18 protein-coding genes and 1 pseudogene are annotated in these 25,411 nt (G+C 72.6%); 4 read left to right on the top strand and 15 right to left on the bottom strand.

What is annotated here, in order from left to right:
• Window positions 1-153: 153 nt before the first annotated feature.
• The 15 genes and pseudogenes from ACGFYV_RS13405 to ACGFYV_RS13335 all read right to left on the bottom strand — a co-directional run bounded on the left by ACGFYV_RS13405 (window position 154) and on the right by ACGFYV_RS13335 (window position 19,383).
• Window positions 154-1,398 carry a cytochrome P450 gene (locus tag ACGFYV_RS13405; protein WP_393878499.1) on the bottom strand — a complete coding sequence of 415 codons (1,245 nt, stop codon included), beginning with the start codon at window positions 1,396-1,398 and terminating at the stop codon, window positions 154-156.
• Between the two features lie 96 nt (window positions 1,399-1,494).
• On the bottom strand, window positions 1,495-2,709 hold the full coding sequence (locus ACGFYV_RS13400) for a cytochrome P450 (RefSeq protein WP_393878498.1): 1,215 nt from the start codon (window positions 2,707-2,709) through the stop codon (window positions 1,495-1,497).
• Window positions 2,706-3,344: an ATP/GTP-binding protein gene (locus tag ACGFYV_RS13395; RefSeq protein ID WP_393878497.1), complete on the bottom strand. Its 639-nt coding sequence runs from the start codon at window positions 3,342-3,344 to the stop codon at window positions 2,706-2,708. The genes ACGFYV_RS13400 and ACGFYV_RS13395 overlap by 4 nt, the downstream gene beginning before the upstream one ends.
• Entirely contained in the window at window positions 3,322-3,672 is a 351-nt protein-coding gene (locus tag ACGFYV_RS13390; protein ID WP_393878496.1) for a DUF742 domain-containing protein, read from the bottom strand. Before ACGFYV_RS13390 ends, ACGFYV_RS13395 begins: the two co-directional genes overlap by 23 nt.
• The gene (locus ACGFYV_RS13385) at window positions 3,669-4,091 is read right to left on the bottom strand and encodes a roadblock/LC7 domain-containing protein (protein WP_393878495.1); all 423 of its coding nucleotides are present in this window, start codon (window positions 4,089-4,091) and stop codon (window positions 3,669-3,671) included. The genes ACGFYV_RS13390 and ACGFYV_RS13385 overlap by 4 nt, the downstream gene beginning before the upstream one ends.
• A 2-nt stretch (window positions 4,092-4,093) precedes the next feature.
• Window positions 4,094-5,518: an ATP-binding protein gene (locus ACGFYV_RS13380; protein WP_393878494.1), complete on the bottom strand. Its 1,425-nt coding sequence runs from the start codon at window positions 5,516-5,518 to the stop codon at window positions 4,094-4,096.
• 416 nt (window positions 5,519-5,934) lie between these two features.
• The gene (gene nirD / locus ACGFYV_RS13375; protein WP_393878493.1) at window positions 5,935-6,285 is read right to left on the bottom strand and encodes a nitrite reductase small subunit NirD; all 351 of its coding nucleotides are present in this window, start codon (window positions 6,283-6,285) and stop codon (window positions 5,935-5,937) included.
• Window positions 6,282-8,891 carry a nitrite reductase large subunit NirB gene (gene nirB / locus ACGFYV_RS13370; RefSeq protein WP_393878492.1) on the bottom strand — a complete coding sequence of 870 codons (2,610 nt, stop codon included), beginning with the start codon at window positions 8,889-8,891 and terminating at the stop codon, window positions 6,282-6,284. Before nirB ends, nirD begins: the two co-directional genes overlap by 4 nt.
• On the bottom strand, window positions 8,891-10,105 hold the full coding sequence (locus ACGFYV_RS13365; RefSeq protein ID WP_393878491.1) for an NAD(P)/FAD-dependent oxidoreductase: 1,215 nt from the start codon (window positions 10,103-10,105) through the stop codon (window positions 8,891-8,893). Before ACGFYV_RS13365 ends, nirB begins: the two co-directional genes overlap by 1 nt.
• Before the next feature lie 755 nt (window positions 10,106-10,860).
• Window positions 10,861-11,472 (bottom strand): annotated as a pseudogene (locus ACGFYV_RS13360) (class F sortase); the annotation flags it as partial.
• A 183-nt stretch (window positions 11,473-11,655) separates the two neighbouring features.
• The gene (locus ACGFYV_RS13355) at window positions 11,656-12,198 is read right to left on the bottom strand and encodes a hypothetical protein (protein ID WP_393878490.1); all 543 of its coding nucleotides are present in this window, start codon (window positions 12,196-12,198) and stop codon (window positions 11,656-11,658) included.
• A 485-nt stretch (window positions 12,199-12,683) separates the two neighbouring features.
• Window positions 12,684-14,333: a M4 family metallopeptidase gene (locus tag ACGFYV_RS13350; RefSeq protein ID WP_393878489.1), complete on the bottom strand. Its 1,650-nt coding sequence runs from the start codon at window positions 14,331-14,333 to the stop codon at window positions 12,684-12,686.
• A 142-nt stretch (window positions 14,334-14,475) separates the two neighbouring features.
• Window positions 14,476-17,097, bottom strand: coding sequence for a molybdopterin oxidoreductase family protein (locus tag ACGFYV_RS13345; RefSeq protein ID WP_393878488.1), 2,622 nt, complete (start codon window positions 17,095-17,097; stop codon window positions 14,476-14,478).
• Between the two features lie 133 nt (window positions 17,098-17,230).
• Window positions 17,231-18,700 (bottom strand): membrane-associated oxidoreductase, encoded by a 1,470-nt coding sequence (locus ACGFYV_RS13340; RefSeq protein WP_393878487.1) that lies wholly within the window; start codon window positions 18,698-18,700, stop codon window positions 17,231-17,233.
• Between the two features lie 2 nt (window positions 18,701-18,702).
• Window positions 18,703-19,383, bottom strand: coding sequence for a vancomycin high temperature exclusion protein (locus tag ACGFYV_RS13335; protein WP_393878486.1), 681 nt, complete (start codon window positions 19,381-19,383; stop codon window positions 18,703-18,705).
• 164 nt (window positions 19,384-19,547) lie between these two features.
• Here ACGFYV_RS13335 and ACGFYV_RS13330 point away from each other — a divergent pair, with 164 nt between their 5' ends.
• The 4 genes from ACGFYV_RS13330 (at window position 19,548) to dnaG (ending at window position 25,261) form a co-directional block, all read left to right on the top strand.
• Window positions 19,548-20,444 carry a sirohydrochlorin chelatase gene (locus ACGFYV_RS13330; RefSeq protein ID WP_393878485.1) on the top strand — a complete coding sequence of 299 codons (897 nt, stop codon included), beginning with the start codon at window positions 19,548-19,550 and terminating at the stop codon, window positions 20,442-20,444.
• Window positions 20,445-20,645: 201 nt separating this feature from the next.
• On the top strand, window positions 20,646-21,935 hold the full coding sequence (locus ACGFYV_RS13325; RefSeq protein ID WP_393878484.1) for a deoxyguanosinetriphosphate triphosphohydrolase: 1,290 nt from the start codon (window positions 20,646-20,648) through the stop codon (window positions 21,933-21,935).
• Window positions 21,936-22,028: 93 nt separating this feature from the next.
• On the top strand, window positions 22,029-23,294 hold the full coding sequence (locus ACGFYV_RS13320) for an NAD(P)/FAD-dependent oxidoreductase (RefSeq protein ID WP_393878483.1): 1,266 nt from the start codon (window positions 22,029-22,031) through the stop codon (window positions 23,292-23,294).
• Window positions 23,295-23,350: 56 nt separating this feature from the next.
• Window positions 23,351-25,261, top strand: coding sequence for a DNA primase (gene dnaG, locus ACGFYV_RS13315; protein WP_393878482.1), 1,911 nt, complete (start codon window positions 23,351-23,353; stop codon window positions 25,259-25,261).
• The last annotated feature ends 150 nt before the right edge of the window (window positions 25,262-25,411 follow it).

Below are 25,411 nucleotides of genomic sequence, written 5' to 3'. Positions count from 1 at the left end.
ACCCTGTGCCGGGGTGCCGTCCGCCCTGACCCCGGAGCCGCCGTCGGTCCCCGACCCTCAAGACCGATCGGCGGCGGCTCCGGCGCCACGAAAGAAGAGGCGGCACCCTGTGCGGGGGTGCCGCCTCTTCGCGTGCCCGGATGGTACTGGCGGCTACTGGTCGGCGGCCTCGGGCACGGGGCCGAGGCGTACCGGGAGCCGCTGGTGGCCGTTGCTGATGAGGGAGGGCACCGGGCTCAGTTCCTCGGCCGGTACCGCGAGGGACAGGCCGGGGAAGCGGTCGAAGAGCTGCCGGAGGGCCTCGGCCACCTCCATGCGGGCCAGCGGGGCACCGAGGCAGAAGTGCACCCCGTGACCGAAGGCCAGGTGGTCCTTGACGGTGCGGGTGACGTCGAACGTGTCGGCGTCCTCACCGTGCCAGTCCGGGTGGCGGTTGGCGGCGGCGTACGAGGCGAGGATGGCCTCGCCCTGCGCGATGGTCCGTCCGTCGGGCAGCGTGATGTCGGTGAGGGCGTAGCGCAGGGGCAGATGCGTGACGGCGGATTCGTGCCGCAGCGTCTCCTCCACGACGTCCTCCCAGCCGGCCTTGCCGGTGCGGACCAGGTCGAGCTGGTCGGGGGAGGTCAGCATCGCGACGACGGCCTGGTCGATGACGTTGATGGTGGTCTCGTACCCCGCGCTGATGATCAGCAGGAGGGTGTCCCCGAGTTCCTCGGTGGTGAAGCCGGTGCCGTCCGACTCCTCGTCGCGGGCCGCGATGAGCATGGAGGTCATGTCGTCGCCGGGAGCGGCGCGCTTCGCGGCGACCAGCTGTTCGAGGACGCCGTAGAGGCGGACGGTGTTGGCCTGGGACTCCTCCTGCGTGAGCGTGGTGTCGAAGACACCGTCCACCGATTGCCGGAAGGCGCCCAGGTGTTCCTTCTCCACGCCCATCAGGTGGCCGATCACGGAGATGGGCAGCGGGTAGGCCAGCCGCTCGCGCAGATCCACGACCTCGCCCGCGGGCACCGTGGCGAGGTCGTCCATCAGCTCGGTGACCAGGCCCTCGACGACCGGGCGCAGCTCGGCTATGCGGCGAGCGGTGAAGGCGGGGGCGATCATGCGCCGCAGCCTTCGGTGGTCGGCGCCGTAGGCGGTGAACATGTTCTGCACCGCGACCCATAGGGCGAGCGGCCACGTCGCGACGGTCTCCGCGAAGGCGGGCCAGTGGGCGCGGGCGTCCTTGGACACGTCGGGGCTGGTCAGCAGTTGCTTGAGCAGGGCGGGATCGGTGACCGCCCAGGCCTGGACGCCGAGGAGGTCCACCTGCGTGGCGGGACCCCGGGCGCGCAGGGCCTCGTGCTCCTGGTGCCGGGCGGCCCCGGTGGGATCGAGGACTAAGGGAGTCTGCGTGGACAAGGGAGGTCTCCTTCGGTCGTCTGCGGGAAGTCGGGTGACGGGTGGTGAGCCGGGTGACGGGCGGTGGGTCAGGCGGGGTGCGGGCGGGGCGGTGGGTCAGGCGACGGCGGGGAAGCGGACGGGCAGGGCTTCCAGGGCGCGGTGGAACGGGCCGGGCCGCCACACCAGTTCGGACACGGGACAGGCGAGGTCGATCTCGGGAAGCGCGTCGAGAAGGCAGGCGATGGCCGTCTCGGCGATGAGGTACGCGTGGGTGCGGGCCGGGCAGGTGTGCGGGCCGATGCTCCAGGACAGGTGCGCCCGGTTGCCGGTGAGCGTACCGGGACCCAGGCCGTCGGTGACGGCCGGATCGTTGTTGCAGGCGGCCATGGAGATGACGACGGGCTGGTGGGCGGGGAGCAGTACGCCCTCGACGTCGATCGGGAACTGCGGGTAGCTGATGCAGTAGTTGGCCAGCGGCGGGTCGGTGTACAGGACCGTGTCGAGGGCGTCCCGGACGGGCTGCCCGGCGTGCAGGCCGGCCGAGAACTGCTCGTCGGTGAGGATCCTGAGCACGGTGTTGCTGATCAGGTTGGTCAGCGGCTCGATGCCCGCGCCGTACAGCGTGACGAGCTGGTGGGACATCTCGATGTCGTCCAGGGCGGCGCTGTGCGCGATCAGCCGGGAGGTGATGTCGTCGCCGGGGTACTGCCGTCTGAGGGCGACGAGTTCGGCGACGGCCTGGCCGATGATCTGGTTGCCGAGGGCGGCCTTCTCCGCCTCCGACTCGAAGATCTTGGCCATGCCGTCGGCGATGCGCATGCCGATCTCGTCCGGGCAGCCCAGCAGCGCGCTCAGCACGTGGAAGGCGATGGGGAACGAGAACTGGGTGAGCAGATCGGCCTGGCCGAGGCCGGCGAACCCGCTGATCGCGTCGGACGCGACCTTCTCCACCAGGGCCCGCAGGTCGTGCTGGTCGACGGCCTGGATGCTCGCGGTGTTCGCCGCCCGGTAGCGCGTGTGCTCGGCGCCGGACGAGCGCAGCGCGTTGGGGCGCCACTCCATCATCGGCCGCACCGGGCAGGTCTCGGGCACGGCCTGCTGCCAGATCCGCGGGTCGGCGGGGAAGTGCAGCGGGTCGTTGAGGATGCGCCGGGCCTGCTGGAAGCCGATGACCAGGGTCGCCGGGATGCCGGGGGCGAGATCCACGGGGACCAGCGGCCCGTGGTCGCGGCGCATCCGCTCGTACGCGGCATGGGGGTCCTCGGCGAACACGGCGTCGTAGAGCGCGACCCGCGCCGGGCTCGCGGTGCCGGGGTCGGGGGTGGTCATGGGCGGGGCTCCACAAGAGAGGCGGGAACACGAAGGGTGGTCAGGTGCTCGACGAGGGTGATCAGCGCGTACACGCAGGAACTGCGGTCACGCGCGTCGCACTCGGTCAGCGGGGTGTCCGGATCCAGCGCGAGCGCCTCCCGGATCTCGTGCAGGGGGTAGCGGGGCGCGTCGGGGAAGACGTTGATGATCACCGCGTACGGCGTCTGCTGTTCCTCCAGCAGGCTCAGCACCTCGTGGCAGCCGTCCAGGTCCCGGCCGTCGGCCAGGACGACCGCGCCCAGCGCCCCTTCCGTCAGCCCCTGCCACAGGGGACGGAACCGGGTCTGGCCCGGGGTGCCGAAAAGATAGAGCACCAGGCGGTCGCCCAGCAGGTGGATGCGCCCGAAGTCCATGGCGACCGTCGTGGTCGTCTTGTGCGGTGTGCCGCGCAGATCGTCCACGCCGACGCTCGCCTCGGTGATCGGCTCCTCCATGCGCAGCGGTGTCACCTCGGAGACACTGCCGACGAAGGTGGTCTTGCCGACCCCGAACGCCCCGGCGACGACGATCTTCGCCGACCGGGCCACGCCGGGGGCCACGTAGTGGACGGCAGGCCGGTCGGACGGCTGGTCAGACCAGTTCACGGAGTCCACGCAGCACCTCCTGCAGCAGGTCGGATCCGGGCCCGCTCTCGACGGGCGCCGGGCAGGCCAGATGGCCGCTGTCCATCAGCTCCGAGACGAGGATCCGCACGGTGGACGGCGGCAGCTCCAGCGCGGCGGCGATGTCCGCCACGGCCAGACCGCCCCGCCCGCCCGCGAACAGCCTCATCACCCTGCGGGTGTCGGTACCGAGGGTGTCGGTGGGGCCGGACGCGGCGATGGCCACCGTCTCCAGGCGTACGTCCGGGCGGGGCCGGTTCCGCCCGCCGGTGCGGACGTACGGCCTGATCAGGTCCGGGTCGTGCCGCGGACCGCTCATGTCGCCGCGCCGTCTTCCGCGAGGCGGCGCCGGTCCCCGACCTCCAGCTCGTGGCCGAGCCGGGTCGCGAGGCGCACCATGTGATGACTGATCAGGCCGACGTCGGCCTCCGGTCCGGTCGTGACGACCGAGAGCATCGAGTTCTTCGCCGCCGCCGTGGTCAGCCCGATACGGCCCTGCGACTCGATCAGCAGCTGGCTCATCCCCTTGCCGCCGACGTGCTCGTCCCACGCCTTGCCGGCCGCGCGCAGCGACGCGGTGACCGCGGCGAGTTTCTCGGCGTTCTCCTGGCCGATCGTCTGCGTGCGGGCCTGCAGGAGGCCGTCGCTGCTCATCAGCACGGCGTACTCGACGCCCTCGACAGAGCCCAGCTCCTGGTCGAGCAGCCATCCCAGGCCGTTGCTGTGGGTGTCGCGCATGATCAGTTTCCTTCGGTGGGTCCGGTGTTCTGCTCGGCTTCGCGTCCTTGGCGGCTGCCCGCCGCCCAGGCGGCGGCGACGCTCGGCCGCCCCGGCCCGACCGGGGTCTCGGGCGCGGCCGTGACGGGGCCGCGCACCCTGGCCGGGCGCTGGCGGACGGTCAGCCCGCTCGCGGTGGTCGCGGCCGGTGCCGGTGCCGCGGCCGGTGCCGGTGCCGGTGCCGGTATCGGTGTGGGTGCCGTCGCCGTCGCCGTCGCCGTCGCCATCGCCGTCGCCGGGGATGCGGAACGGCTCGCGGCCGGCGCCGAGGCGGGCGCGGCGACCGGCAGGGGCGCGGCGGAGGGAGCCAGGATGTTCTTCGGCAGGACCAGCACGGCGCGCGTGCCCTGGTAGATGTTCGGCGCGGTCAGCTCGACCCGGAAGCCGTAGTGCTCGGCGAGCAGCGAGGCCACCCGCAGGCCGGTCTGCGGATGCGCGCCGAGCTGGGTGATGTCGTCGTGCTGCTTGCCGGACATGACGTCCTTGGCCCACATCAGCCGCTCGTCGTCCATCCGCAGACCGGCGTCGTCGACGATCAGGAAGCAGGCGTGATGGCCTTCCTCCACCGAGACGTGCACCCGGGCGGCCGGCGGGGAGTAGCGCAGGGCGTTGTCCAGCAGCAGGGCCAGGGTGTGCACGACGGCCTCGACCGCCCGGCTCTCCACCGCGATGGCGTCCGACTCGTTGTGCGCCACCCGCTGGTAGCCCTCGATCCGGCCCATCGCGGCACGGATCACATCGCTCAGGGAGGTCCGCGGCCAGCGCCTGGAGGGCCTGTCGCCGGCCAGCACCGCATAGCCCTGCGCGGTCAGCAGCATCTGCTGCGCGATGTGGTCGATGTGCACCAGCGTCGCGTACGCCTCGTCGTCCTGGTGGGAGCGCACCCCCTTGCTGATCTCCCGGCTCAGCCGGGAGGCTCGTGCCACCACGTTGGAGGCGAAACTGCGCACGGCCGCGCGCGTCGCCTGCTGCGACTGCCGGCGCGCCCCCGCGACCTCCGCTTCCGCCGCGAGCCGCATCTCGTGGACGCGCTGGTCGGCGGACGCCTGCGCGGCCTCCCGTACGTGGGTCACGGTGGCGACGGCCTGAGTGGCGACGTCGCGCAGGCGCTGGGCGAGGGCCGCGTGCGTCACCGGCACGGAGGAGGCGAGGTGGGTGCCGGGCTGCGGGCCTGACGGGTCGGCGGCGCCCGCGGCGGGTATCACCTCGAAGGCCAGGTGCCCGAGCGCGTACTCCACGCCGCCCAGCTGCTGGGTGAGCTGATCCGTACGGCCCTGGAGCTGGTCGGCCCGCTCTCGCTCCCGCCGGTACGCGCGGCGGAAGCGCCATGTGGTCCCGCCGGCCGCCAGGGCGACGGCGGCACTCACGGCCGGTATCAGATCGGTCATCAAATCCTCTCCAGAGTGTCCGAGCCGCGCATCTCGCATGTTCCGCCCGTTGCGGGCGCAATTCTCTGGATGCGGACATGACAGGCCGAAGCTCGCATGGCCGAGAGGGTGGTCCCCGGGTCCGGGGGTGCGGAACATGTCTCCCGCGCCGGGCGCCGGAACGCCCGCGCGTACCGAGCCGGCCGGACATGTGAGCAGGTCCCTAAGGCGGGGAGCGCGACGGGCAAGATTTCCTCCGGGGTGCGCGGTCGTGTCGTCCTGCGTCACGTCTGCGACGCCCGGAGGCTTCCGGTCCGCCAGAGCTTAGCTGCAAATCGGCACGCCGTTCGATGATCCCCAATCAGAAGGCTGTGAAAGATCCATGACGGCGGATCAGCTCGTGCGGGACCCGCCGTCCACCACCGTGCCGGTGCGTCTCAGGCCGCGCGGACCCCGTACGCCGTGACGCGCACCGTCTCGTCGTCCAGGCACTGTCCGGTCTCCAGGTCGAAGCGCTGCTTGAGCAGCGGCGACGCCACGAACGGGCGGCCCTGGTGGGTGCCGGTCAGACCGCGGGAGAGGACCGCGGCGCCGGTGAAGGGGTCACGGTTGTCGATCGCGTACAGGCTGCCGCCGCGGCTTTGGAAGAGGGCGGCCTGACGGCCGTCGGGCAACAGCGCGGCCACCCCCCGGCCGGGGACCAGCCGGGCGAGGTCGCAGACCGTCAACCAGCCTTCTTCCAGGCGGAGTTCGATCTTCAGGCCGGTCGTCTCGAGTGCCAGGGTCATCGCGTGGCGCTTCCTTCCAGAAGGCTGTCGGCCGGGCGCAGGCCGATGGACAGCAGCGGCAGGTCGGGCTTCATCTGGTCGCGTTCCGGTACGAAGCCGACGACCGGGTCGGGGGTGTCCGGAGCGTTCACGAAGGACACGAACCGGGCGAGCCTGTCCGGGTCGTCGATGGTGGCCGCCCACTCGTCGGCGTAGTGCGCCACATGGTCCGCCATCAGGGACTCCAGCTCCTCGCAGATACCGAGGGAGTCCTCCACCACCACCTCGCGGACGTGGTCCAGGCCGCCGGGGATGCGTTCCAGCCAGGTCGAGGTGCGCTCCAGGCGGTCGGCGGTGCGGATGTAGAACATCAGGAACCGGTCGATCAGGCGCACCAGTTCGGCGTCCGACAGGTCCTGGGCGAGCAGGTCCGCGTGGCGCGGACTCGCCCCGCCGTTGCCGCCGACGTACAGGTTCCAGCCGTTCGAGGTGGCGATCACGCCGAAGTCCTTCGACTGGGCCTCCGCGCACTCGCGGGCGCATCCGGACACCGCCGACTTGAGCTTGTGCGGGGAGCGCAGCCCCCGGTAGCGCAGCTCCAGATCGATCGCCATCCGGACCGAGTCCTGGACGCCGTAGCGGCACCAGGTCTGCCCCACACAGGACTTCACCGTGCGCAGCGCCTTGCCGTAGGCGTGCCCCGACTCGAAGCCGGCGTCCACCAACCGCGTCCAGATCAGCGGGAGTTGTTCCACGCGGGCGCCGAACATGTCGATCCGCTGGCCACCCGTGATCTTCGTGTAGAGGCCGAAGTCGCGGGCGATCTCACCGATCGTGATCAGACCCTCGGGGGTGATCTCACCGCCGGGGATGCGCGGGACCACCGAGTACGAGCCGTTCCTCTGCAGATTGGCAAGAAAGTGGTCGTTGCTGTCCTGCAGGGCCGCCTGCTCGCCGTCCAGGACGTAGCCGCTCGCGCCGATGGCCGGGGCGAGGGAGGCGATGACCGAGCCGACCGCCGGCTTGCACACCTCGCAGCCGTCACCGCCCCGGGCGCCCTCGCGGCCGTAGCGGTCGAGCAGGTCCCGGTAGGTGCCGATGCGCAGGGCGAGGACGATCTCGTACAGCTCCTCGCGGGTTTGCGAGAAGCAGCCGCACAGGCCCTTGTCGACCTCGACGCCGGACGCCTCCAGCTCCGCGGTGACCAGCTGGCCGAGCACCTTCACGCAACTGCCGCAGCCCGTACCGGCCTTGGTGCACTTCTTGACCTCGGGCACCGTCGTGCACCGGTCGTCGGTGACCGCGCCGCGGATCGTGCCCTTGCTGACGTTGTGGCAGGAACAGATGACCGCCTCGTCCGGGAGGGCGGACGGGCCCAGCTGAGCCCCCGAGTCCGCTCCCGCGGGCAGCACGAGCGACTCGGGGGAGAGCGGCGGGACCGAGCCGGTCAGGGCGCGCAGGGTGCCGTACGCCTCCGCGTCGCCGACCAGGATGCCGCCGAGCAGCGTGCCGTCCCGGCCGATGACCAGCTTCTTGTACAGGCCCGCGCGGGAGTCGGAGTAGACGACGTCCAGGCAGTCCTCGGCGGTGCCGTGCGCGTCACCGAAGGACGCCACGTCGACGCCGAGGAGCTTCAGCTTGGTGGACAGGTCGGCGCCGGTGAAGGACGCCTCGTCGGCCGCGATTGTCGCGGCGGCCGTCTCCGCCTGCTCGTAACCGGGAGCCACCAGGCCGTACACCCGGCCGTCCGCCGCCAGCGCGCACTCGCCGATCGCGAAGACACGGGGGTCGTCCACCGTACGGCACTGCGCGTCGACCGCGATGCCTCCGCGCTCGCCGACGGACAGGCCGCAGTCGCGGGCGAGTTGGTCCCTGGGCCGGACGCCGGCGCTGAACACCACCATGTCGGTGGCGAGTTCGGAGCCGTCGGACAGTTTCATGCCGGTGACCGAGCCGTCCGCGCAGGTCACGATCTCCTGTGTGCCGACGCCCGTGTGGACGCTCAGACCCATCTCCTCGATGGTGCGCAGGAGCGCGGCGCCGCCGCCCTCGTCGACCTGCACCGGCATCAGACGCGGCGCGAACTCCACGATGTGGGAGGTGAGTCCGAGGCCCTTCAGGGCACCGGCCGCCTCAAGGCCCAGCAGACCTCCGCCGACCACCGCACCGACCTTCGCCCCGCCCTTCGCGTACTCCTCGATCGCGAGCAGGTCCTCGATCGTGCGGTAGACGAAGCAGCCCTCGGCGTCCTTGCCCGGCACGGGGGGCACGAACGGGTAGGACCCGGTCGCCAGTACGAGCGTGTCGTACGCAAAGACCTTGCGGGACCGCGCAGTTACTGTCCCGGCCTCCCGGTCGATCGTCCCGGCCGGGTCGCCGACGTACAGCTCGATGCCGTGGCCGTCGATGAACTCCCGGTCGGTCAGGGAGAGTTCCTCGGGTGTCCGGCCCGAGAAGTACGAGGTGAGGGCGACCCGGTCGTACGCGGGACGCGGCTCCTCGCACAGGACGACCACACGGTGCGTGGCGGTCAGACCGCGCTCGGCGAGCGCTTCGAGGAAACGCTGACCGACCATGCCATGGCCGACGAGCACGATCGTGGGGGTGGCCCCCGGGGTGGTGGTCATCAGGAACCTCCGTCATGGGTGAGCAGGTGGAGCAGCGGGCCGTCGTGGGGGAGCGGCTCCGCTCCCTCCCAGGCGCGGGCGAGCGCGCCGACGGTGCCGAGTTCGCCGACGAGGACCCCGCCGACCAGGCGGTCGTCGCGGACGACGACCTTGCGGTACGTGCCCCGGGTGGCGTCGGCGAGCCGTACGACGTCGTCGCCGGGCCGGGCCTGCGGGTCGCCGAACGCGGCGAGGTCGAAGGGGGAGTCCGGGCCGGTGAGGGTGAGCCGGGTCAGGCAGCGGGTGCCGGTGTAGCGGGCGCCGGCGTCGCCCGCGAGCAGCGCGGCCAGGGTGTCGGCCTGTTCGAGGGCGGGCGCGGCGAGGCCGTAGACCGTGCCGTCGTGCCGGGCGCAGTCGCCGATGGCGTGGATGTGCGGGTCCGAGGTGCGCAGCTCGTCGTCCACGAGAACGCCCTGGTCGACGGCGAGGCCCCCCTGCTCGGCGAGCCCGGTGCGCGGGCGCACCCCGCAGGCGAGGACCACGAGATCGGCGTCGAGGGCGTATCCGTCGGCCAGCTCCACCGAGCGGACCGCGCCCGCGACACAGCGCACGTCCCGCACTCGGCACTCGGCGTGCACCTCGACCCCGAGGTCCGTGAGGTGCCGCAGCACCAGCCGGGAGGCGTCCGGGTCCAGTTGGCGCTCCATGAGCCGCTCGGCCTGCTGGGCGAGCACCACCTGCGCGCCGCGCACGGCCAGCGCACGGGCCGCGGAGACCCCGAGCAGCCCCCCGCCGACGACGACCGCGCGCACACCGGGCCGCACCGCCTTCGCCAGGCCGAGACAGTCGTCCATCGTGCGGAACGCGTGGACGCCCTCGGGGAGCCGGTGGTCGTCGGCGAACAGCCCGCGCAGCGGCGGCAGGACCGGGTTGGAGCCGGTGGCCAGGACCAGCGTGCCGTAGGCGATCGAGGAGCCGTCGGCGCACCGGAGGGTCCGGGCGGCCCGGTCGATGGCGGTGACGCGGGCACGCACCAGATGCTCGGGCCGGGGGAGGGAGATCACCTCCGGCGCGTACCGGCCGGCCAGCACCTCGGCCAGCAGGACCCGGTTGTACGGCGGGTGCCCCTCGTCACCGACGAGCAGCGCGGGCACGCCCAGCTCGCCGAGCCGCCGGGCGAGCCGCGCGCCCGCGAGACCGGCGCCGATCACCACCACACGCGTTGTCCAGGTCATGCCCCCGAGCGTGCGGTGCGCACGTTACCCGGCCGGATCCCACCTGTTTCCCCCACGGAACGCTGCCCTCAGCGGGGGATGGGCGGGGGTGTGAGGGGTCTGGGCGGGGGCGGGGACCGCCGGTGAGGTCCGCTCCACGGGCGATGCGAGGCCGGGGACTCGGGGGGTCGGCTGCCGGGGGTGGAGGTGTGCGGGAACGGGGCTGCGGGGGGCGAGGTGTGCGGGGGCGAGGTGCCCGGGGGTGCCTGAGGGCGAGGTGCTCGGGGGTGGGGCGCTCGGGGGCGAGGCGCTCGGGGGTGCCTGAGGGCGAGGTGCTCGGGGGTGGGGCGCTCGGGGGCGAGGCGCTCGGGGGTGGGGCGCTTGAGGCGAGGTGCCCGGGGCAGGGGCCCGGGAGCGAGGTGCTCGGGGACGGATTGTCCGAGGGTGAGCGGTCGGGGCTCAGGGGGTCAGTCGCTCGTGGACGAGGTGTCCGGAGGCGGGGTGTCTGAGGGGGAGGTGCTCGGGGACGGGTCGTTCGAGGCCGAGTTGTCAGAAGGCGGGCTGTCGGAAGGCGGGCTGTCAGAAGGCGAGTTGTCGGAAGGCGGGTTGTCGGAAGGCGAGTTGTCGGAAGGCGGGCTGTCGGAAGGCGGGCTGTCAGAGGGCGAGTCGGCCGAGGACGGGTCGCTCGGGGGCACGGTGCCGGAGGGGGAGCCGGTCGGGAACGGGCCGTGCGAAGGGGAGCCGGTCGGGGACGGGGGGCTCGGGGGTGAGCCGTGGGAGGAGGTCAGGTGGGCGAAGACGACCACGTTGCCCTGGTAGCCGGTGGCCTTGGAGTATCCGCCGCCGCACGTGATGACGCGCAGCTCGGGGCGGTCGGCGGCGCCGTAGACCTTCTCGTCGGGGAAGTTCCGCGCCGCGTAGACCTCCACCACGTCCACGGTGAACACGGCCGCCGTGCCGTCCTCGCGGTCCACCTCGATGCCGGCGCCGCGCTTGAGGGCGCCGAGGTCGTAGAAGACGGCGGGACCCTCGGTGTTGTCGACGTGGCCGGCGACGATCGCGGTGCCTCTCTCACCGGGCGTGATGCCGGCCTCGTACCAGCCGGCCAGGTTCTTGTCCGCGGCGGGCGGCACGTCCAGGCTGCCGCTGCCCGTGAGGGAGAGGCCCATCAGCGGGGCGTTCACACGGATCGCGGGGATGCGGATGCGCGTGGGCGGTGAGGCATCGAGACCGGGGGCCGCGAGCCGCTGTCCGCCCGGGTCGGGCCGGCCCTCGGCGGCCGACGGCTGCGGCGGCGCGGACGTCCCGGCGCCGCCGAGCAGCCACACCCCCGAGCCGAGGGCGACGACGGTGACCACGGCTATCGCGGTGTCCCCGATCCTGCGCATACGAACCCCTCTCCCGGAGCCGCGCCCGCTGCGAGACGGACCCCTATGAGGTCGATTCCCCGAGGCCGGGCCCGGCCGGGCCCTCGCGGGGTGGAAATCCCTCCCCCTCCGGGCCGCGAGGGGCATCGGACCCGAAGGGGGCGGGACGTGCGGTACCGGAGGACGGACAGCGGAGGGTGTCCGTCAGATCCCGTCGCCTCTCGCCCGGCGATGCAGGAGCCAGGTACCGCCCGCGGCGGCGACGGCCAGAGCCGCCACACCCGCCGTGGTCTGCACGGGGTCGCGGCCGAGCGCGCCGCCGACCCCCGTCTTCACGCTTCCCCGCGGCTGCACCTGGTCGTGCACCGCGCTCAGCGCCACCATCAGGTCGCCCGTCACCTGCTTGTCGCCCTCGGCGCATCGCGCGACGATCTCGTACGTCCCGGGCTGGGCGCTCGGTGGCACCCGGAACTCGCCGATCGCCTCGCCCTCGTGCGTGGTGGGCGCCAGAGTGAACGTTCCGGCGCCGACCGCACCCGCGTCGCCCAGCGCCGCTCCGCTGGTCCCGCAGGCCGCCGTGTTCACCGTGACCTGGCTGCCCGGCACCACCGTGGCCGGATACACCTGGAGGCTTCCGGCCGCGGTCGCCGCGCGGACCAGGCCACCGCCGTGGGCCGGGGCGGCGGCCAGCCCGGCCGCGGCTGCGGCGAGCGCGGTACCGGTCAGCAGACGGGCGGTGCGTCGCATGGTGCTCCCCAGGCTTGTCCGACTTGTGTCCCACTCGTGCTTCGACTCGTGCTTCGGCTCGACCAGGGGCGAGCCTGTGCTCTTCCGAGGTAAGTGGCACTGAGGCCGGACCGCCTCCCGAGAATCCGCCCGCACTGCGGTGAACGGGTGGCGCCCGCGGCCCCCCACACGGGCTAGCCGCGCCGAGTTCCGGCAGGTCATGGGCGGGTACGAGGGCGTGGGCGAAGAGCACACGAATGGAGCGCCGGTGACTGATGAACGGGTGACCGTGGCGGTGGCGGTGGCGGTGGAGGTGGAGGTGGCGGTGGAGGTGGCGGTGGCGGTGGGCGGTGGCAGTGGCAGTGGCTTTGGTCGTGACCGTGACCGTGACCTTGCCTCACCTGACGGCCCTTCAGGGAACGCGAAAGACCGCCCCGGCGCGTCGCTGCGGCCGGGGCGGCCCCTGTCACGTCATGCCCGCGGTGTCGGGCTCGGTCCGCCCGCTCTCAGTTCACGTTGACGGCGCTCCAGGCCGACGCCACCGCGTCGTACTCCGCGCTTCCCGCGCCGTACAGGTCCTTGGCGGCGTTCAGCGTCGCGGTCCGCGCGCCCGCGTAGTTCGTGGAGGACGTCATGTAGACGGTCAGCGCGCGGTACCAGATCTTGCCGACCTTGTCCCGGCCGATGCCGGTCACGGCCTGGCCGTCGTACGTCGGCGAGTCGTAACTGACGCCGTTGATGGTCTTCGCGCCGCTGCCCTCGGCGAGGAGGTAGGCGAAGTGGTTGGCGACGCCCGAGGAGTAGTGGACATCGAGGTTGCCGACCGAACTGCTCCAGTAGTCCGCCGAGTTGCCGTCCTTGGAAGGCTTGTCCATGTACCGCAGCGCGGTCTTGCCGAAGCCGGAGCGGACGATCTTCTCGCCGATCAGGTAGTCACCGGGGTCGGAGGAGTTGTTCGCGTACCACTCGACCATCGTGCCGAGGATGTCGGAGGTGGCCTCGTTCAGGCCGCCGGACTCGCCCGAGTAGGTCAGCGCCGCCGTCTTGGAGGTGACCCCGTGGGTCATCTCGTGCCCGGCGACGTCGAGCGCGACCAGCGGGCCGAGCGTCGTCCCGTCACCGTCGCCGTAGGTCATGCAGAAACAACTGTCGTCCCAGAAGGCGTTGTTGTAGTTGTTCCCGTAGTGGACGCGGTTGTACGAGCCCTTGCCGTCACCGGCGATGCCGTTGCGGCCGTGGACGTTCTTGTAGTAGTCCCAGGTCTCGTCGGTGCCGTACTGGGCGTCGACGGCCGCCGACGCGCGGTCGCCGGTGGCGCCCGTGCCCCAGTGGTTGTCGGCGTCGGTGAACAGGGTCGCGGGGGCCCGGCTGAAGCAGATGCCGAGGAAGCACAGGTCGGTCTTGTTCGCGGCGTCACCGGTGTAGGTGTTGCCGCGGGTCGGGTCCTTGAGCTGGTACGACGACCCGGACTGGGTCGTCTCCAGGGGCACCGTGCCGCTGTAGAGCGAGGAGCCGTCGCCGGCCGCCGTCTCGATGCTGTCCCAGGCGTCGATCTGGGCGCCGGTGCGGGCGTCGGTCAGCACGGTGCGGGCGACCGGGTTGCCGAGCGAGTCCAGGCCGGCCGCGTCGGTCCGCCAGGCGAGCCGCGGCGTGCCGTGCAGGGCGTCGACGATCAGCACCGGCTTGGCCTTGACCTGCTTCAGGCTCTCGCCGAGGTTCACGGCGCGCAGGGCGTTCACCGCGAGGTCGGCGGCCTTCGGCGCGGACAGTGCCGGGAGGATCGTCGGCAGGGAGATCGCGCTCCGGGTGGACCGGTCGGCGTCCCGGTAGGCCCCGTCGGGGTTCAGATGGACCACGAAGTCGCCGCCGAGGACGGGGAGTTGGCGGTAGGTCCGGTCGTAGCGGACGTGCTGGGTGCCGTCCTTGTCGACGATCACGTCACGGACGCTGGTGCCCTCGGCGGAGGTCAGGCCCAGGCCGTTGGCGTGCGCGAGAAGGGCCGACGCCGCGTTCGCGACCGCGGTGGCGGGGGTGGGCCTGCCCTCGGCGTGGGCGGCGGGGGAGAGCGCGGCGGCCATCAGGGTGGCCGTGGTGGCGGCGAGGCCCGCCGTGGCGAGACGGCGCTTTCCTCGCAGGTGCGGCCGTATCCGACTCATCTGTCTCCTTGGGGAGGCGCCTTGGAGGCGTGGGGGTGGCGCTGATGCCGACTGCGATTTAAGGGGCCATGACATGTCATGTCCATAGCGCTGCCATGGAGATGTGTGGGGAGGTGGAGGGGACCCGGAATCGGTTCCGTGATCATTTCCGCCCCGGACGGCCCTCCCCCTCGGGCCCCAGAGCCTCCACCCACACCGCGCACGTCTTGAACTCCGGCATCCGGGACGTCGGGTCAAGGGCCGGGTTGGTGAGGGTGTTGGCGCGGCCCTCGCCGGGCCAGTGGAAGGGCATGAAGACGGTGTCGGGGCGGATGGCACTGGTGATGCGGGCCGGGGCGACGGCGCGCCCGCGCCGGGAGACCACGGCGACCGGCTCGTCCTCGGCCACGCCGAGCCGGGCCGCGAGACGCGGGTGCAGCTCCACGAACGGTCCGGGCGCGGCGGCGTTCAGCTCCGCCACCCGGCGGGTCTGCGCCCCCGACTGGTACTGCGACACCACCCGCCCGGTCGTCAGCAGCAGCGGATACGCGGCATCCGCCTCCTCCGCCGCGGGCCGGTGCGCCACCGCCACGAAGCGGGCCCGCCCGTCGGCCGTGGCGAACCGGTCGAGGAACAGACGGGGGGTACCGGGGTGCACGGACGCGCCCTGGGCATCCTGGGCGACTCCGACTCCGACTCCGACTCCGACTCCGGCTCCGGCTTCGGCTCCGGCTTCGGCTTCGGCTTCGGCTCCCGCTCCGGCTCCGGCTCCCGCTTCGGCTCCCGCTTCGGCTTCGGCTTCGGCTCCCGCTTCGGCTTCGGCTTTGGCTTCGGCTCCTGCTCCGGCTTTGGCTTCGGCTCCTGCTCCGGCTTTGGCTTCGGCTCCTGCTCCGGCTTTGGCTTCGGCTCCTGCTCCGGCTCCGGCTCCCGCTTCGGCTCCCGCTTCGGCTTTGGCTTTGGCTTCGGCTCCTGCTCCGGCTTTGGCTTCGGCTCCTGCTCCGGCTTTGGCTTCGGCTCCTGCTCCGGCTTTGGCTTCGGCTCCCGCTCCCGCTCCCGCTCCCGCTCCGGCTTCGGCTTCGGCTTCGGTTTCGGCTCCCGCTTCGGCTTCGGCTCCGGCTTCGACTTCGGCTCCCGCTCCGGCTCCCGCTTTCTCGGCGGCCTCGCCTTCCTCGGCGGACGCGCCCCGGGGGCACGGCCAGAACACGCCGTTCTCCTCGGCCAGTCGGCGGTAGCTGATGCCCGAGTAGTCGGCGGGGCCGCCCGCGCTCGCGCGGCGCAGTTCCTCGAAGACCTCCTCCGGGTCGGCCGGGAAGCCCTTGTCCACGCCGAGGCGGGCGGCCAGGGCGTGCAGGACGTCCAGGTCGCTGCGGACGCCGGCGGGCGGGGTGACGGCCTGGCGGCGCAGCAGGACCCTGCCCTCCAGGCTGGTCGTCGTGCCCGTCTCCTCGGCCCACTGGGTGACCGGCAGGACGACGTCGGCCAGTTCCGCCGTCTCCGAGAGGACGACGTCGCACACGGCCAGGAAGTCCAGCGAGCGCAGCCGCTCCTCCACATGGGCCGCGCGCGGCGCCGACACCACCGGGTTGGAGCCCATCAGCAGCAGCGCCCGGACGTCCGTACCGAGGGCGTCCAGCAACTCGTACGCGCTGCGCCCGGGTCCGGGCAGGGAGTCGGGGTCGACGCCCCACACCTGTGCCACGTGCTGCCGGGCCGCGGGGTCGTCGAGCTTGCGGTAGCCGGGCAACTGGTCGGCCTTCTGCCCGTGTTCGCGCCCGCCCTGCCCGTTGCCCTGCCCGGTCAGGCAGCCGTACCCCGACAGCGGGCGGCCCGCGCGGCCGGTCGCCAGGCACAGGTTGATCCACGCGCCGACCGTGTCCGTCCCCTTGGACTGCTGCTCCGGGCCCCGCGCGGTCAGCACCATCGCGGCCTCCGGTTCGCAGAACAGCCGCACGGCCTCACGGAGTTCGGGGACGGACACCCCCGTGATCCGCTCCACGTACTCCGGCCAGTGCGCCATCGCCGCCGCGCGGGCCTCCTCCCACCCCCGCGTCCGCTCCCGGATGTACTCCTCGTCCGTACGGCCCTCCGCCACCACCAGGTGCAACAGGCCGAGGGCCAGGGCGAGATCGGTGCCGGGGCGGGGTGCCAGATGCAGGTCCGCCTGCTCGGCCGTCTTCGTCCGGCGGGGGTCGATCACGATCAAGGTGCCGCCGTTGTCCCGCAGTTCACGGAAGAAGCGGAGCGAAGGCGGCATGGTCTCGGCCAGGTTGGAGCCGACCAGGATCACACAGCCGGTGCGCGGGATGTCCTCCAGCGGGAACGGCAGCCCCCGGTCCAGGCCGAACGCCTTCGTGCCGGCGGCTGCCGCCGACGACATGCAGAACCGGCCGTTGTAGTCGATCTGCGAGGTACCCAGCACCACCCGCGCGAACTTGCCGAGCGCGTACGCCTTCTCGTTCGTCAGCCCGCCCCCGCCGAACACCCCGACCGCGTCGGCACCGCTGTCCGCGCGCGCCGACGCGAGCGCCCCGGCGATCCGGTCCAGCGCCTCGTCCCAGCCCGCCGCCACCAGCCGGCCACCGGAGCGCACCAGCGGCGAGGCCAGCCGCGCCCCCGGCGCCAGCACCTGCCCCGCCGTCCGCCCCTTCCCGCACAACGCGCCCCGGTTCACCGGGAAGTCGGGCCGCTCGCTCACCTCGACGCCCCCCTCGGGCAGGGGCAGGACGTTCATCCCGCACTGCAGGGCGCAGTACGGGCAGTGGGTGGGCGTCGCGGTGATCTCCATGCCGTTCAGCGTGCGTCGGGCGTGTTACGGCCCGCGCCCGCGGCCGGTTACACGCCCGGCACGGCGACCTCCCCGCCGCTCGGGCCCGGCGGTGAGGTCCCGATGGGATGCCTGCCGCGCGCCCGCCGGACGCCTACTGCCGGTTCAGGGAGCGTGTGACGCCCGCCGCGATCGTCGTCGCCAGTACCCAGCCCGTGGCGATCAGCAGATACGACAGCCACTGGTACCAGCCGCGCGGCGCGTACGCAGCCTCCTGGCCGAAGTCGATGATCGGCAGCAGCAGGTCGAGGGTGTAGAAGAGCGGGTTGAAACCGGGCGCCTCGGACGGCTTGAGCGCGGGCGGGTGGTGCAGCGCGAAGGCGAGCGTGCCGGTGCACAGCAGCAACAGCAGCCAGCCCGCGGCCCGCATCGGACGGAAGCCGTAGCCGACGGCCGCGTCCTGGAGGTGGCCCCACAGCCGGGCGTACGGCGGCAGGGTACGGCGGTGGCGGCGCAGCTTGGCCAACTGGACGGTGCGCGCGGCAGCGTCGTCGCCCACCGTGCGGTAGGCCGTGGTCAACTGCTCGTAGGGGTGCGGAAGATAACCGGCGGGCTCGCGCTCCAGCAGCGGAAGCCGCTCCTCGGCCGGCAGATGCGGGGTCAGGACGCGGTAGCTGAGCCCCTCGGTCTCGACCTGCGCCGGCCACACCCGCGGCGGCACGTGCAGCAGGTCGAGCTGGGCACGGCGCAGATTCACGGCCCCCTCGATGGGCGCGGCCTCCCGCAGCCACAGCTCGCCGACGACGACGCCGCTGGCGCGCAGGGCCTGCCCGTCCGGGTTGGACAGCCGGGCGTACGCGAGATTGAGCTGCCGGGGAATGCGGGCACCGGCCAGATTGACCCGGCCGCGCACCCGCAGCCGCATGGCGTGCAGGTCGGTGCCGACCGTCAGGACCTCGGCGTGCAGCGCGGTGCGCCCGGGGGCGTCCAGCACCGCGTCGTTGAGGTTCACCTGGTTGCGGACGACCGCCCCGTTCAGATGGATCGCGCCGTGCGCGACCAGCCCCACGGCCCACACGTCCGTGCCCAGCTCGGCGTGGTTGAGCTGGAGCACGGGCTCCTCCGGGGCCTCGTCGGGCGTGCCGAGCCGCGCCCCGTCGGCGAACAGCGCCCCGGACAGCTTCGCCCCCTGGAACCGCGCCGGCCCCGTCATCCGGCAACGCGATATCCGTACGACCCCCTCGGCGCGCAGGTTCCCCGCCATCAGCCCCGGCAGCACCGAGTCGCTCAGGACCAGGGCGACGATCCGCGCCGCGTACAGGTCGGGCTCCTCCTCGAAGTGGCAGGAGCGCAGCCGGACGGAGTGGCCGACCGTGCCGTACTTGAGGTCCAGCTTCCCGGTGATCCGCGCGCCCTTCACCTTCAGGCCGGCGATCCGTCCCTCCCGCACGGGCCCGTCCAGCAGCAGTTCCCGCAGCACCTCCGCGCGCAGCGTGCGCTCGGGACCCCATGCGGCGCCCTGCGCGGGATCCTCGTCGTCGCTCTCCCGGAAGTCGACACCCTCGCCGAGCGGGAAGGCCTGGTGGACGCGGCGTTCGGCCGGCGTCAGGTCCGTGATCTCCATGCTCAGCCCCGCGCCCCCGCCAGCGCCTTCGCGACCCCGTGCTCCCGCGGCCCCAGGAACGTCGGATCCGGCCGGAACACCGCGTCCAGGGCCGCCTTGCCCGCCGCGAACACCTCGCGGGTGCCGCCGTAGTACCAGGTCACGTCGTGCTTGTCGGTGACCCCGACGCCGTACGAGTCCACCCCCGCGGCCCGGCACAGCGCCACCGCCCGCCGGATGTGGAAGCCCTGGCTGATCAGCACGGCCCGGTGCACCCCGAAGATCCTCCGGGCCCGCACACACGAGTCCCATGTGTCGAAACCGGCGTAGTCGCTGACGATGCGGCGGTCCGGCACCCCGTGCCTTTTCAGGTAGGCGCGCATGGCGTCCGGCTCGTCGTAGTCCTCGCGGCTGTTGTCCCCGGTGACCAGGACGACCCTGATCCTGCCGTCCCGGTACAGCCGCGCCGCCGCGTCCAGCCGGTGCGCGAGGTACGGCGACGGCTCCCCGTCCCACAGCCCGGCGCCGAAGACGACGGCGACGTCGGTGCGCGGCGCGTCCGCGGTCGTCCGGAGCCGGCCGGCCGTCGACACGTACAGCCAGGTGGCCGGCAGCAGCGCCAGCACGCACACGGTCATCACGGCCTGCACCAGGTGCCGTTGCCCGGCGCGGGTGCGCGGCCACCGCGGTCGACGGATCCTCATCCAGCCTCCATCCCTTCGGCTTCGACCATGGAGGACGCGAGGGACACCGATCCGGTTCGCCTCACGTCCCCCTCACGCCCGGCGACTGTCCGCCGTGATCGTACGGAAAACGCCCGTGACGGCCCGGCAACAGGGGGGCAACCTCACGGCGGCAGGATCCTTCCATGACGGCGCCGAACCCTCCCCGCGACGAGCCCCGCACGCCGCTCGCCCAGCTCGATCAGCTCGATCAACTCGACAGCGTGGCACATCTCATGGACAGCATCAGCAGCCGGCTCGCCGGCCGGCTCCGGCTCGTCCCGCCGCCCGTCCGCCGCCGCCCGGATCCGCCCGCCCTCGTCCTGGTCGCCCACGGCAGCCGCGACCCCCGCGCGCTCACCACGGTCCGGGCCCTGATGGACCGCGTACGACACCTGCGCCCCGCCCTCCCCCTCCACCTGGGCCACATCGAGCTGAACGAGCCCGCACTCCCCGACACCCTTGCCGCGCTCGCGTCCCGCGGCGACACCCCCGCCGTCCTCGTCCCGCTCCTCCTCGGCCGCGGCCACCACGTCAAGCACGACATCCCGCAGATGGCGGCAGCCTCCCCGGTACGCGCACGCGTGGCCGCCCCTCTCGGCCCCCACCCCCTGCTCGTGGACACCCTGCACGCCCGCCTCACCGAGGCCGGCTATCCCGCCGCCATGGACCCCGCCACCCGCCGCTCCACCGCCGTCGTCCTCGCCGCGGCGGGCTCCCGCGACCCCGACTCCGCCACCGACACCCACCGCACCGCCCGCCTCCTCGCCGCCCGCCTGAACGTCCCCGTGGTCCCCGCCTACGCCTCGGCGGCGACCCCGACGATCCCCACGGCGCTGCGGGCACTGGCAGCACGTGGCCGCCAGCGAGTGGCCATCGCGTCGTACTTCACGGCCCCGGGCCGCTTCGCCACCCAGTGCGCGGACCTCGCCCCCTGGCTGTCCTCGGCCCCCCTGGGCGCCCACGACTCCATGGCCCACCTGATCCTCCACCGCTACGACCAGAGCCTGGCGACGAGGGACGTCGAACTGGCTTCAGCCTGAAACCAGGGGCGCGGGGAACTCCCTCTGAAACCAGGGGCGCGGGGAATTCCCTAGGGGCGCGGGGCTGTGTCCGATATGCGGCTCCGCCGCGTGGGCGCGACCGACCACAACGCACCCGTACCCGCCCGAAAACAGATCCACGCAGACGATGAGGCGCACCACCATCCCCCGATTGTCACTGCCGACCTTTACTGTCGAAGCATGGAAGGCACAGCAGCACCCCTCCCCGCTTACGACCCGGCGTCAGCCGACCGCTGGGCACCCGAGCCGGACAAACGCCCCGGCCGCACCGCCTTCCAGCGCGACCGCGCCCGCATCCTCCACTCCGCCGCCCTGCGCCGCCTCGCGGGCAAGACCCAGGTCGTCACCCCCGGAACCCAGAGCCAGGCCTGGGACGCCAGCCCCCGCACCCGCCTCACCCACTCCCTGGAGTGCGCCCAGGTGGGCCGCGAGCTGGGCGCGGCCCTCGGCTGCGACCCCGACCTCGTCGAGGCCGCCTGCCTCTCCCACGACCTCGGCCACCCCCCGTTCGGCCACAACGGCGAACAGGCCCTGAACGAGTTCGCCCACGACTGCGGCGGCTTCGAGGGCAACGCCCAGTCCCTGCGGATCCTCACCCGTATCGAGCCCAAGCGGTTCACCCCGGAGGGCTCCGTCGGCCTCAACCTCACCCGCGCCGCCCTGGACGCCGCCACGAAGTACCCCTGGCAGCGCGGCGAACACCCCAGAGACCCGGCGTCCCCGAAGTTCGGCGTGTACGAGGACGACCGCCCGGTCTTCGACTGGGTCCGCAAGGAGGCCCCCGGCACCCGCACCTGCTTCGAGGCACAGGTCATGGACTGGTCGGACGACGTCGCCTACTCGGTGCACGACGTCGAGGACGGCCTGCACGCCGGCCACATCGACCCGGGCAGCCTGCACGCCGAGCCCGAGCGGCAGGCCGTCTTCGAGGTGGCCGTCGGCCGCTACGTCCCCGCCGGCACCGACCCCGCCGAACTCGCCGCCGCCCTCGACCGGCTCCTGGACGAGGAGTGGTGGCCGCACGGCTACGACGGCACGGCGGTCGCCCAGGCCCGCCTCAAGGACGCCACCAGCCAGCTCATCGGCCGCTTCTGCCTGGCCGCCGAGGGCGCCACCCGCGCCGCCCACGGCAGCGGCCGCCTCACCCGCTACGGCGCCGAACTCGTCGTACCCCACGAGACCCGGCTGGAGTGCGCGGTGCTCAAGGCGGTCGCCGACCGGTACGTGATGCAGCGCGCCGAGCAGGAGCGGCTGCGCGCCGATCAGCGGATCGTCGTCGCCGAACTGGCCGAGGCGCTCACCGCCCGCGCGCCCGAAGGCCTCGACCCGCAGTTCCGGGCGCTGTTCGAGACGGCCCCCGACGACCTCGCCCGCAAGCGGGTGATCGTCGACCAGATCGCCTCCCTGACCGATGCCTCCGCCCGCTCGCTGCACGCGAGACTCACCGGGGCATATGTGAAGGGAAAGTGACTCCGGATGGCCTGATTGGGTCACTCCCCCTTCCCGCACCACGCCGTGTGCGGGACGCTCGCATGTGGCGGCACCCTTAAGAGGAGGCATCAAGTGGTCGACGCGGATCAGACATTCGTCATCGTCGGAGGCGGCCTCGCCGGCGCGAAGGCGGCCGAGACGCTCCGGACGGAGGGCTTCACCGGGCGCGTGATACTGATCTGCGACGAACGCGACCAGCCGTACGAGCGCCCGCCGCTGTCCAAGGGCTATCTGCTCGGCAAGGAGGAGCGCGACAGCGTCTTCGTGCACGAGCCCGCCTGGTACGCGCAGAACGACATCGAACTGCACCTCGGCCAGACCGTCGACCGGATCGACCGCGCCGCGAAGACCGTGCACTACGGCGACGACGGCACCCTCGTGCACTACGACAAACTGCTGCTCGTCACCGGCGCCGAACCCCGCCGCCTGGACATCCCCGGCACCGGCCTGGCCGGCGTCCACCATCTGCGCCGGCTCGCCCACGCCGAGCGCCTCAAACACGTCCTGCACAGCCTCGGCCGGGACAACGGCCACCTGGTGATCGCCGGCGCCGGCTGGATCGGCCTGGAGGTCGCCGCGGCGGCCCGCGGGTACGGCGCCGAGGTCACGGTGATCGAGCCGGCCTCGACCCCGCTGCACGGCGCGCTCGGCCCCGAGCTGGGCAACATCTTCGAGCAGCTGCACCGCGAGCACGGGGTCCGCTTCCACTTCGGGCGACGGCTCACCGAGATCGTCGGCCAGGACGGCATGGTCCTCGCGGTCCGCACCGACGACGGCGAGGAGCACCCGGCGCACGACGTCCTCGCCGCGATCGGAGCGGCTCCGCGGGTCGGCCTCGCGGAGGCCGCCGGGCTGGAGCTGGCCGACCGGTCGCAGGGTGGCGGTGTCGTGGTCGACGAACGGCTGCGCACGTCCGACCCCGACATCTACGCCGCCGGTGACGTGGCCAACTTCCCGCTCGCGCTGTTCGGCACCCGGCTGCGGGTGGAGCACTGGGCCAACGCGCTCAACGGCGGCCCGGCCGCCGCCCGCGCGATGCTCGGTAAGGAGGTCGTCTACGACCGCGTGCCCTACTTCTTCACCGACCAGTACGACCTGGGCATGGAGTACAGCGGATGGGCGCCCCCGGGGTCGTACGACGAGGTGGTGATCCGGGGTGACGCGGGCAAGCGGGAGTTCATCGCGTTCTGGATGAAGGAAGGGCGGGTGCTGGCCGGGATGAACGTGAACGTGTGGGACGTCACAGAGCAGATCCAGAAACTCATCCGCTCCCGGGCCCAGGTGGACACCGAGGCCCTCGCGAACCCGCACACACCGCTCGACGGCCTGGCCTCCTGAGGCTCCTGACCTCCGAGGGCACCAGGACTGTCACACCGGCCCCGTAGAATTCATCCGTGGCAGGACGGATCAACGATGAGGACGTGAAGGCGGTACGGGACGCCGTTCCGATCGACGCCGTCGTGTCCGAATACCTCCAGTTGCGCAACGCCGGTGGCGGCAACCTCAAGGGGCTGTGCCCCTTCCACGACGAGAAGTCGCCGTCCTTCCAGGTCAGCCCGAGCAAGGGACTCTTCCACTGCTTCGGCTGCCAGGAGGGCGGCGACACCATCACCTTCGTGATGAAGGTGGACCACCTCACCTTCTCGGAGGCGGTGGAGCGCCTCGCCGGGCAGGCCGGCATCACGCTGCGCTACGAGGAGGGCGGGTACAACCCGGCCCACCAGCGCGGCGAGCGCATCCGGCTGGTCGAGGCGCACAAGGTCGCCGCGCAGTGGTACGCGGAGCAGCTCGCCACCAGCCCCGAGGCCGAGACCGGCCGGCTCTTCCTCGCCGAGCGCGGCTTCGACCAGGCCGCCGCCGTCCACTTCGGCGTCGGCTACAGCCCCCAGGGCTGGGACCACCTCACCCGCCATCTGCGCGGCAAGGGCTTCACCGACAAGGAACTCGTCCTGTCCGGGCTCGCCCAGGAGGGCCGCCGGGGCCCCATCGACCGCTTCCGGGGCCGCCTCATGTGGCCCATCCGGGACATCGGCGGCGAGGTCGTCGGCTTCGGCGCCCGCAAGCTGTACGAGGCGGACAACGGCCCCAAGTACCTGAACACGCCCGACACCGCGATCTACAAGAAGTCGCAGGTCCTGTACGGCATCGACCTCGCCAAGCAGAACATCGCCAAGGTCAGCCGGGCCGTCGTCGTCGAGGGCTACACGGACGTCATGGCCTGCCATCTGGCGGGCGTGACGACGGCCATCGCGACCTGCGGCACGGCCTTCGGCGGCGACCACATCAAGATCCTGCGCCGGCTCCTGATGGACAACGGATCGGCCCGTGTGATCTTCACCTTCGACGGCGACGCGGCCGGCCAGAAGGCGGCCCTGCGCGCCTTCGAGGACGACCAGAAGTTCGCCGCCGAGACCTACATCGCCATCGCCCCGGACGGCATGGACCCCTGCGAACTGCGCCTGGCCAAGGGCGACGAGGCGGTCGCCGACCTGACCGAACCCCGCACCCCGCTCTTCGAGTTCGCGCTCCGCCAGATCGTGGGCCGCTACGACCTCGACACCCCGGCCGGCCGCGCCGCAGCCCTGGACGAGGCCGCCCCGGTCGTCGCCCGCATCAAGAACAGCGGCGCGCAGCACGAGGTCGCCGTCGAACTCGCCGGCATGCTCGGCATCCTCGACACCCAGTTCGTCGTCAAGCGGGTGGCCCAGCTGGCCCGTTGGGCCCGCGAGCGGGGCGGCAAGGGTGGTCCGGGGCCCCAGCAGCAGCCACGCGGCCCCCAGCAGCAGTGGGACACCGCCCCCCGCCAGGCGAACGGCGGCCCGGCCCTCACCCTGCGCAACCCGGTCTTCGCCACCGAACGCGAACTGCTCAAACTCGCCCTGCAGCGGCCCGAGCTGGTGTCGCCCGCGTTCGACGCGTACGGCGTCGACGAGTTCACCGCGCCCCCGTACGCGGCGGTCCGCCAGTCGATCGCGGAGGCGGGAGGCGCCGAGTACGGCACGCAGGACGCCCAGGAGTACCTGGTCCGGGTCCGCGAGGCCGCGCCCGACGACGCGGTCCGGGCGATGGTGACCGAGCTGGCGGTGGAGGCGATCCTGCGCCGTACCGTCGACGAGTCGTACGCGGGCGAGCAGCTCGTCACCGTCCGTCGCAGGGCCGTCGGCCGCAGGCTCGCCGATCTGCAGAGCACGCTGACCCGGCTCGGGCACACGGACCCGGCCCAGTCGGCCGCCGTCCAGAACGAGATGATGGTCCTGACCAGGTACGAAAGGGCTCTCCAGCACGAGGGGCCGGCCGCTCTCTGACCCGCCCGCCGGGAGCGGGGTTCACCCGTCGGTCACGGGCCGGACGCAAAAAGTCACCGCACGCCCCTCGTGGCGGCGATGTGTCTTACTCCACACTGGGTGCGGTGCCCGAGTCCTCGGAGCGCAGGCCGTCGACTCTCCGCCCCCTCG

The sequence above is a fragment of the Streptomyces sp. NPDC048297 genome (assembly GCF_043201585.1).
Taxonomy (GTDB): Bacteria; Actinomycetota; Actinomycetes; order Streptomycetales; family Streptomycetaceae; genus Streptomyces.
Note: the sequence above shows the minus strand (reverse complement) of the source record. Positions and strands in the feature narration are given on the sequence as shown.

What these genes read in the sequence shown, in the direction of transcription:
- ACGFYV_RS13400 (WP_393878498.1), bottom strand. Translation starts at nt 2,709, where the DNA reads ATGACCACCCCCGACCCCGGCACCGCGAGCCCGGCGCGGGTCGCGCTC.
- ACGFYV_RS13390 (WP_393878496.1), bottom strand. Translation starts at nt 3,672, where the DNA reads ATGAGCGGTCCGCGGCACGACCCGGACCTGATCAGGCCGTACGTCCGC.
- ACGFYV_RS13385 (WP_393878495.1), bottom strand. Translation starts at nt 4,091, where the DNA reads ATGCGCGACACCCACAGCAACGGCCTGGGATGGCTGCTCGACCAGGAG.
- ACGFYV_RS13380 (WP_393878494.1), bottom strand. Translation starts at nt 5,518, where the DNA reads ATGACCGATCTGATACCGGCCGTGAGTGCCGCCGTCGCCCTGGCGGCC.
- nirD (WP_393878493.1), bottom strand. Translation starts at nt 6,285, where the DNA reads ATGACCCTGGCACTCGAGACGACCGGCCTGAAGATCGAACTCCGCCTG.
- nirB (WP_393878492.1), bottom strand. Translation starts at nt 8,891, where the DNA reads ATGACCACCACCCCGGGGGCCACCCCCACGATCGTGCTCGTCGGCCAT.
- ACGFYV_RS13365 (WP_393878491.1), bottom strand. Translation starts at nt 10,105, where the DNA reads ATGACCTGGACAACGCGTGTGGTGGTGATCGGCGCCGGTCTCGCGGGC.
- ACGFYV_RS13355 (WP_393878490.1), bottom strand. Translation starts at nt 12,198, where the DNA reads ATGCGACGCACCGCCCGTCTGCTGACCGGTACCGCGCTCGCCGCAGCC.
- ACGFYV_RS13350 (WP_393878489.1), bottom strand. Translation starts at nt 14,333, where the DNA reads ATGAGTCGGATACGGCCGCACCTGCGAGGAAAGCGCCGTCTCGCCACG.
- ACGFYV_RS13345 (WP_393878488.1), bottom strand. Translation starts at nt 17,097, where the DNA reads ATGGAGATCACCGCGACGCCCACCCACTGCCCGTACTGCGCCCTGCAG.
- ACGFYV_RS13340 (WP_393878487.1), bottom strand. Translation starts at nt 18,700, where the DNA reads ATGGAGATCACGGACCTGACGCCGGCCGAACGCCGCGTCCACCAGGCC.
- ACGFYV_RS13335 (WP_393878486.1), bottom strand. Translation starts at nt 19,383, where the DNA reads ATGAGGATCCGTCGACCGCGGTGGCCGCGCACCCGCGCCGGGCAACGG.
- ACGFYV_RS13330 (WP_393878485.1), top strand. Translation starts at nt 19,548, where the DNA reads ATGACGGCGCCGAACCCTCCCCGCGACGAGCCCCGCACGCCGCTCGCC.
- ACGFYV_RS13325 (WP_393878484.1), top strand. Translation starts at nt 20,646, where the DNA reads ATGGAAGGCACAGCAGCACCCCTCCCCGCTTACGACCCGGCGTCAGCC.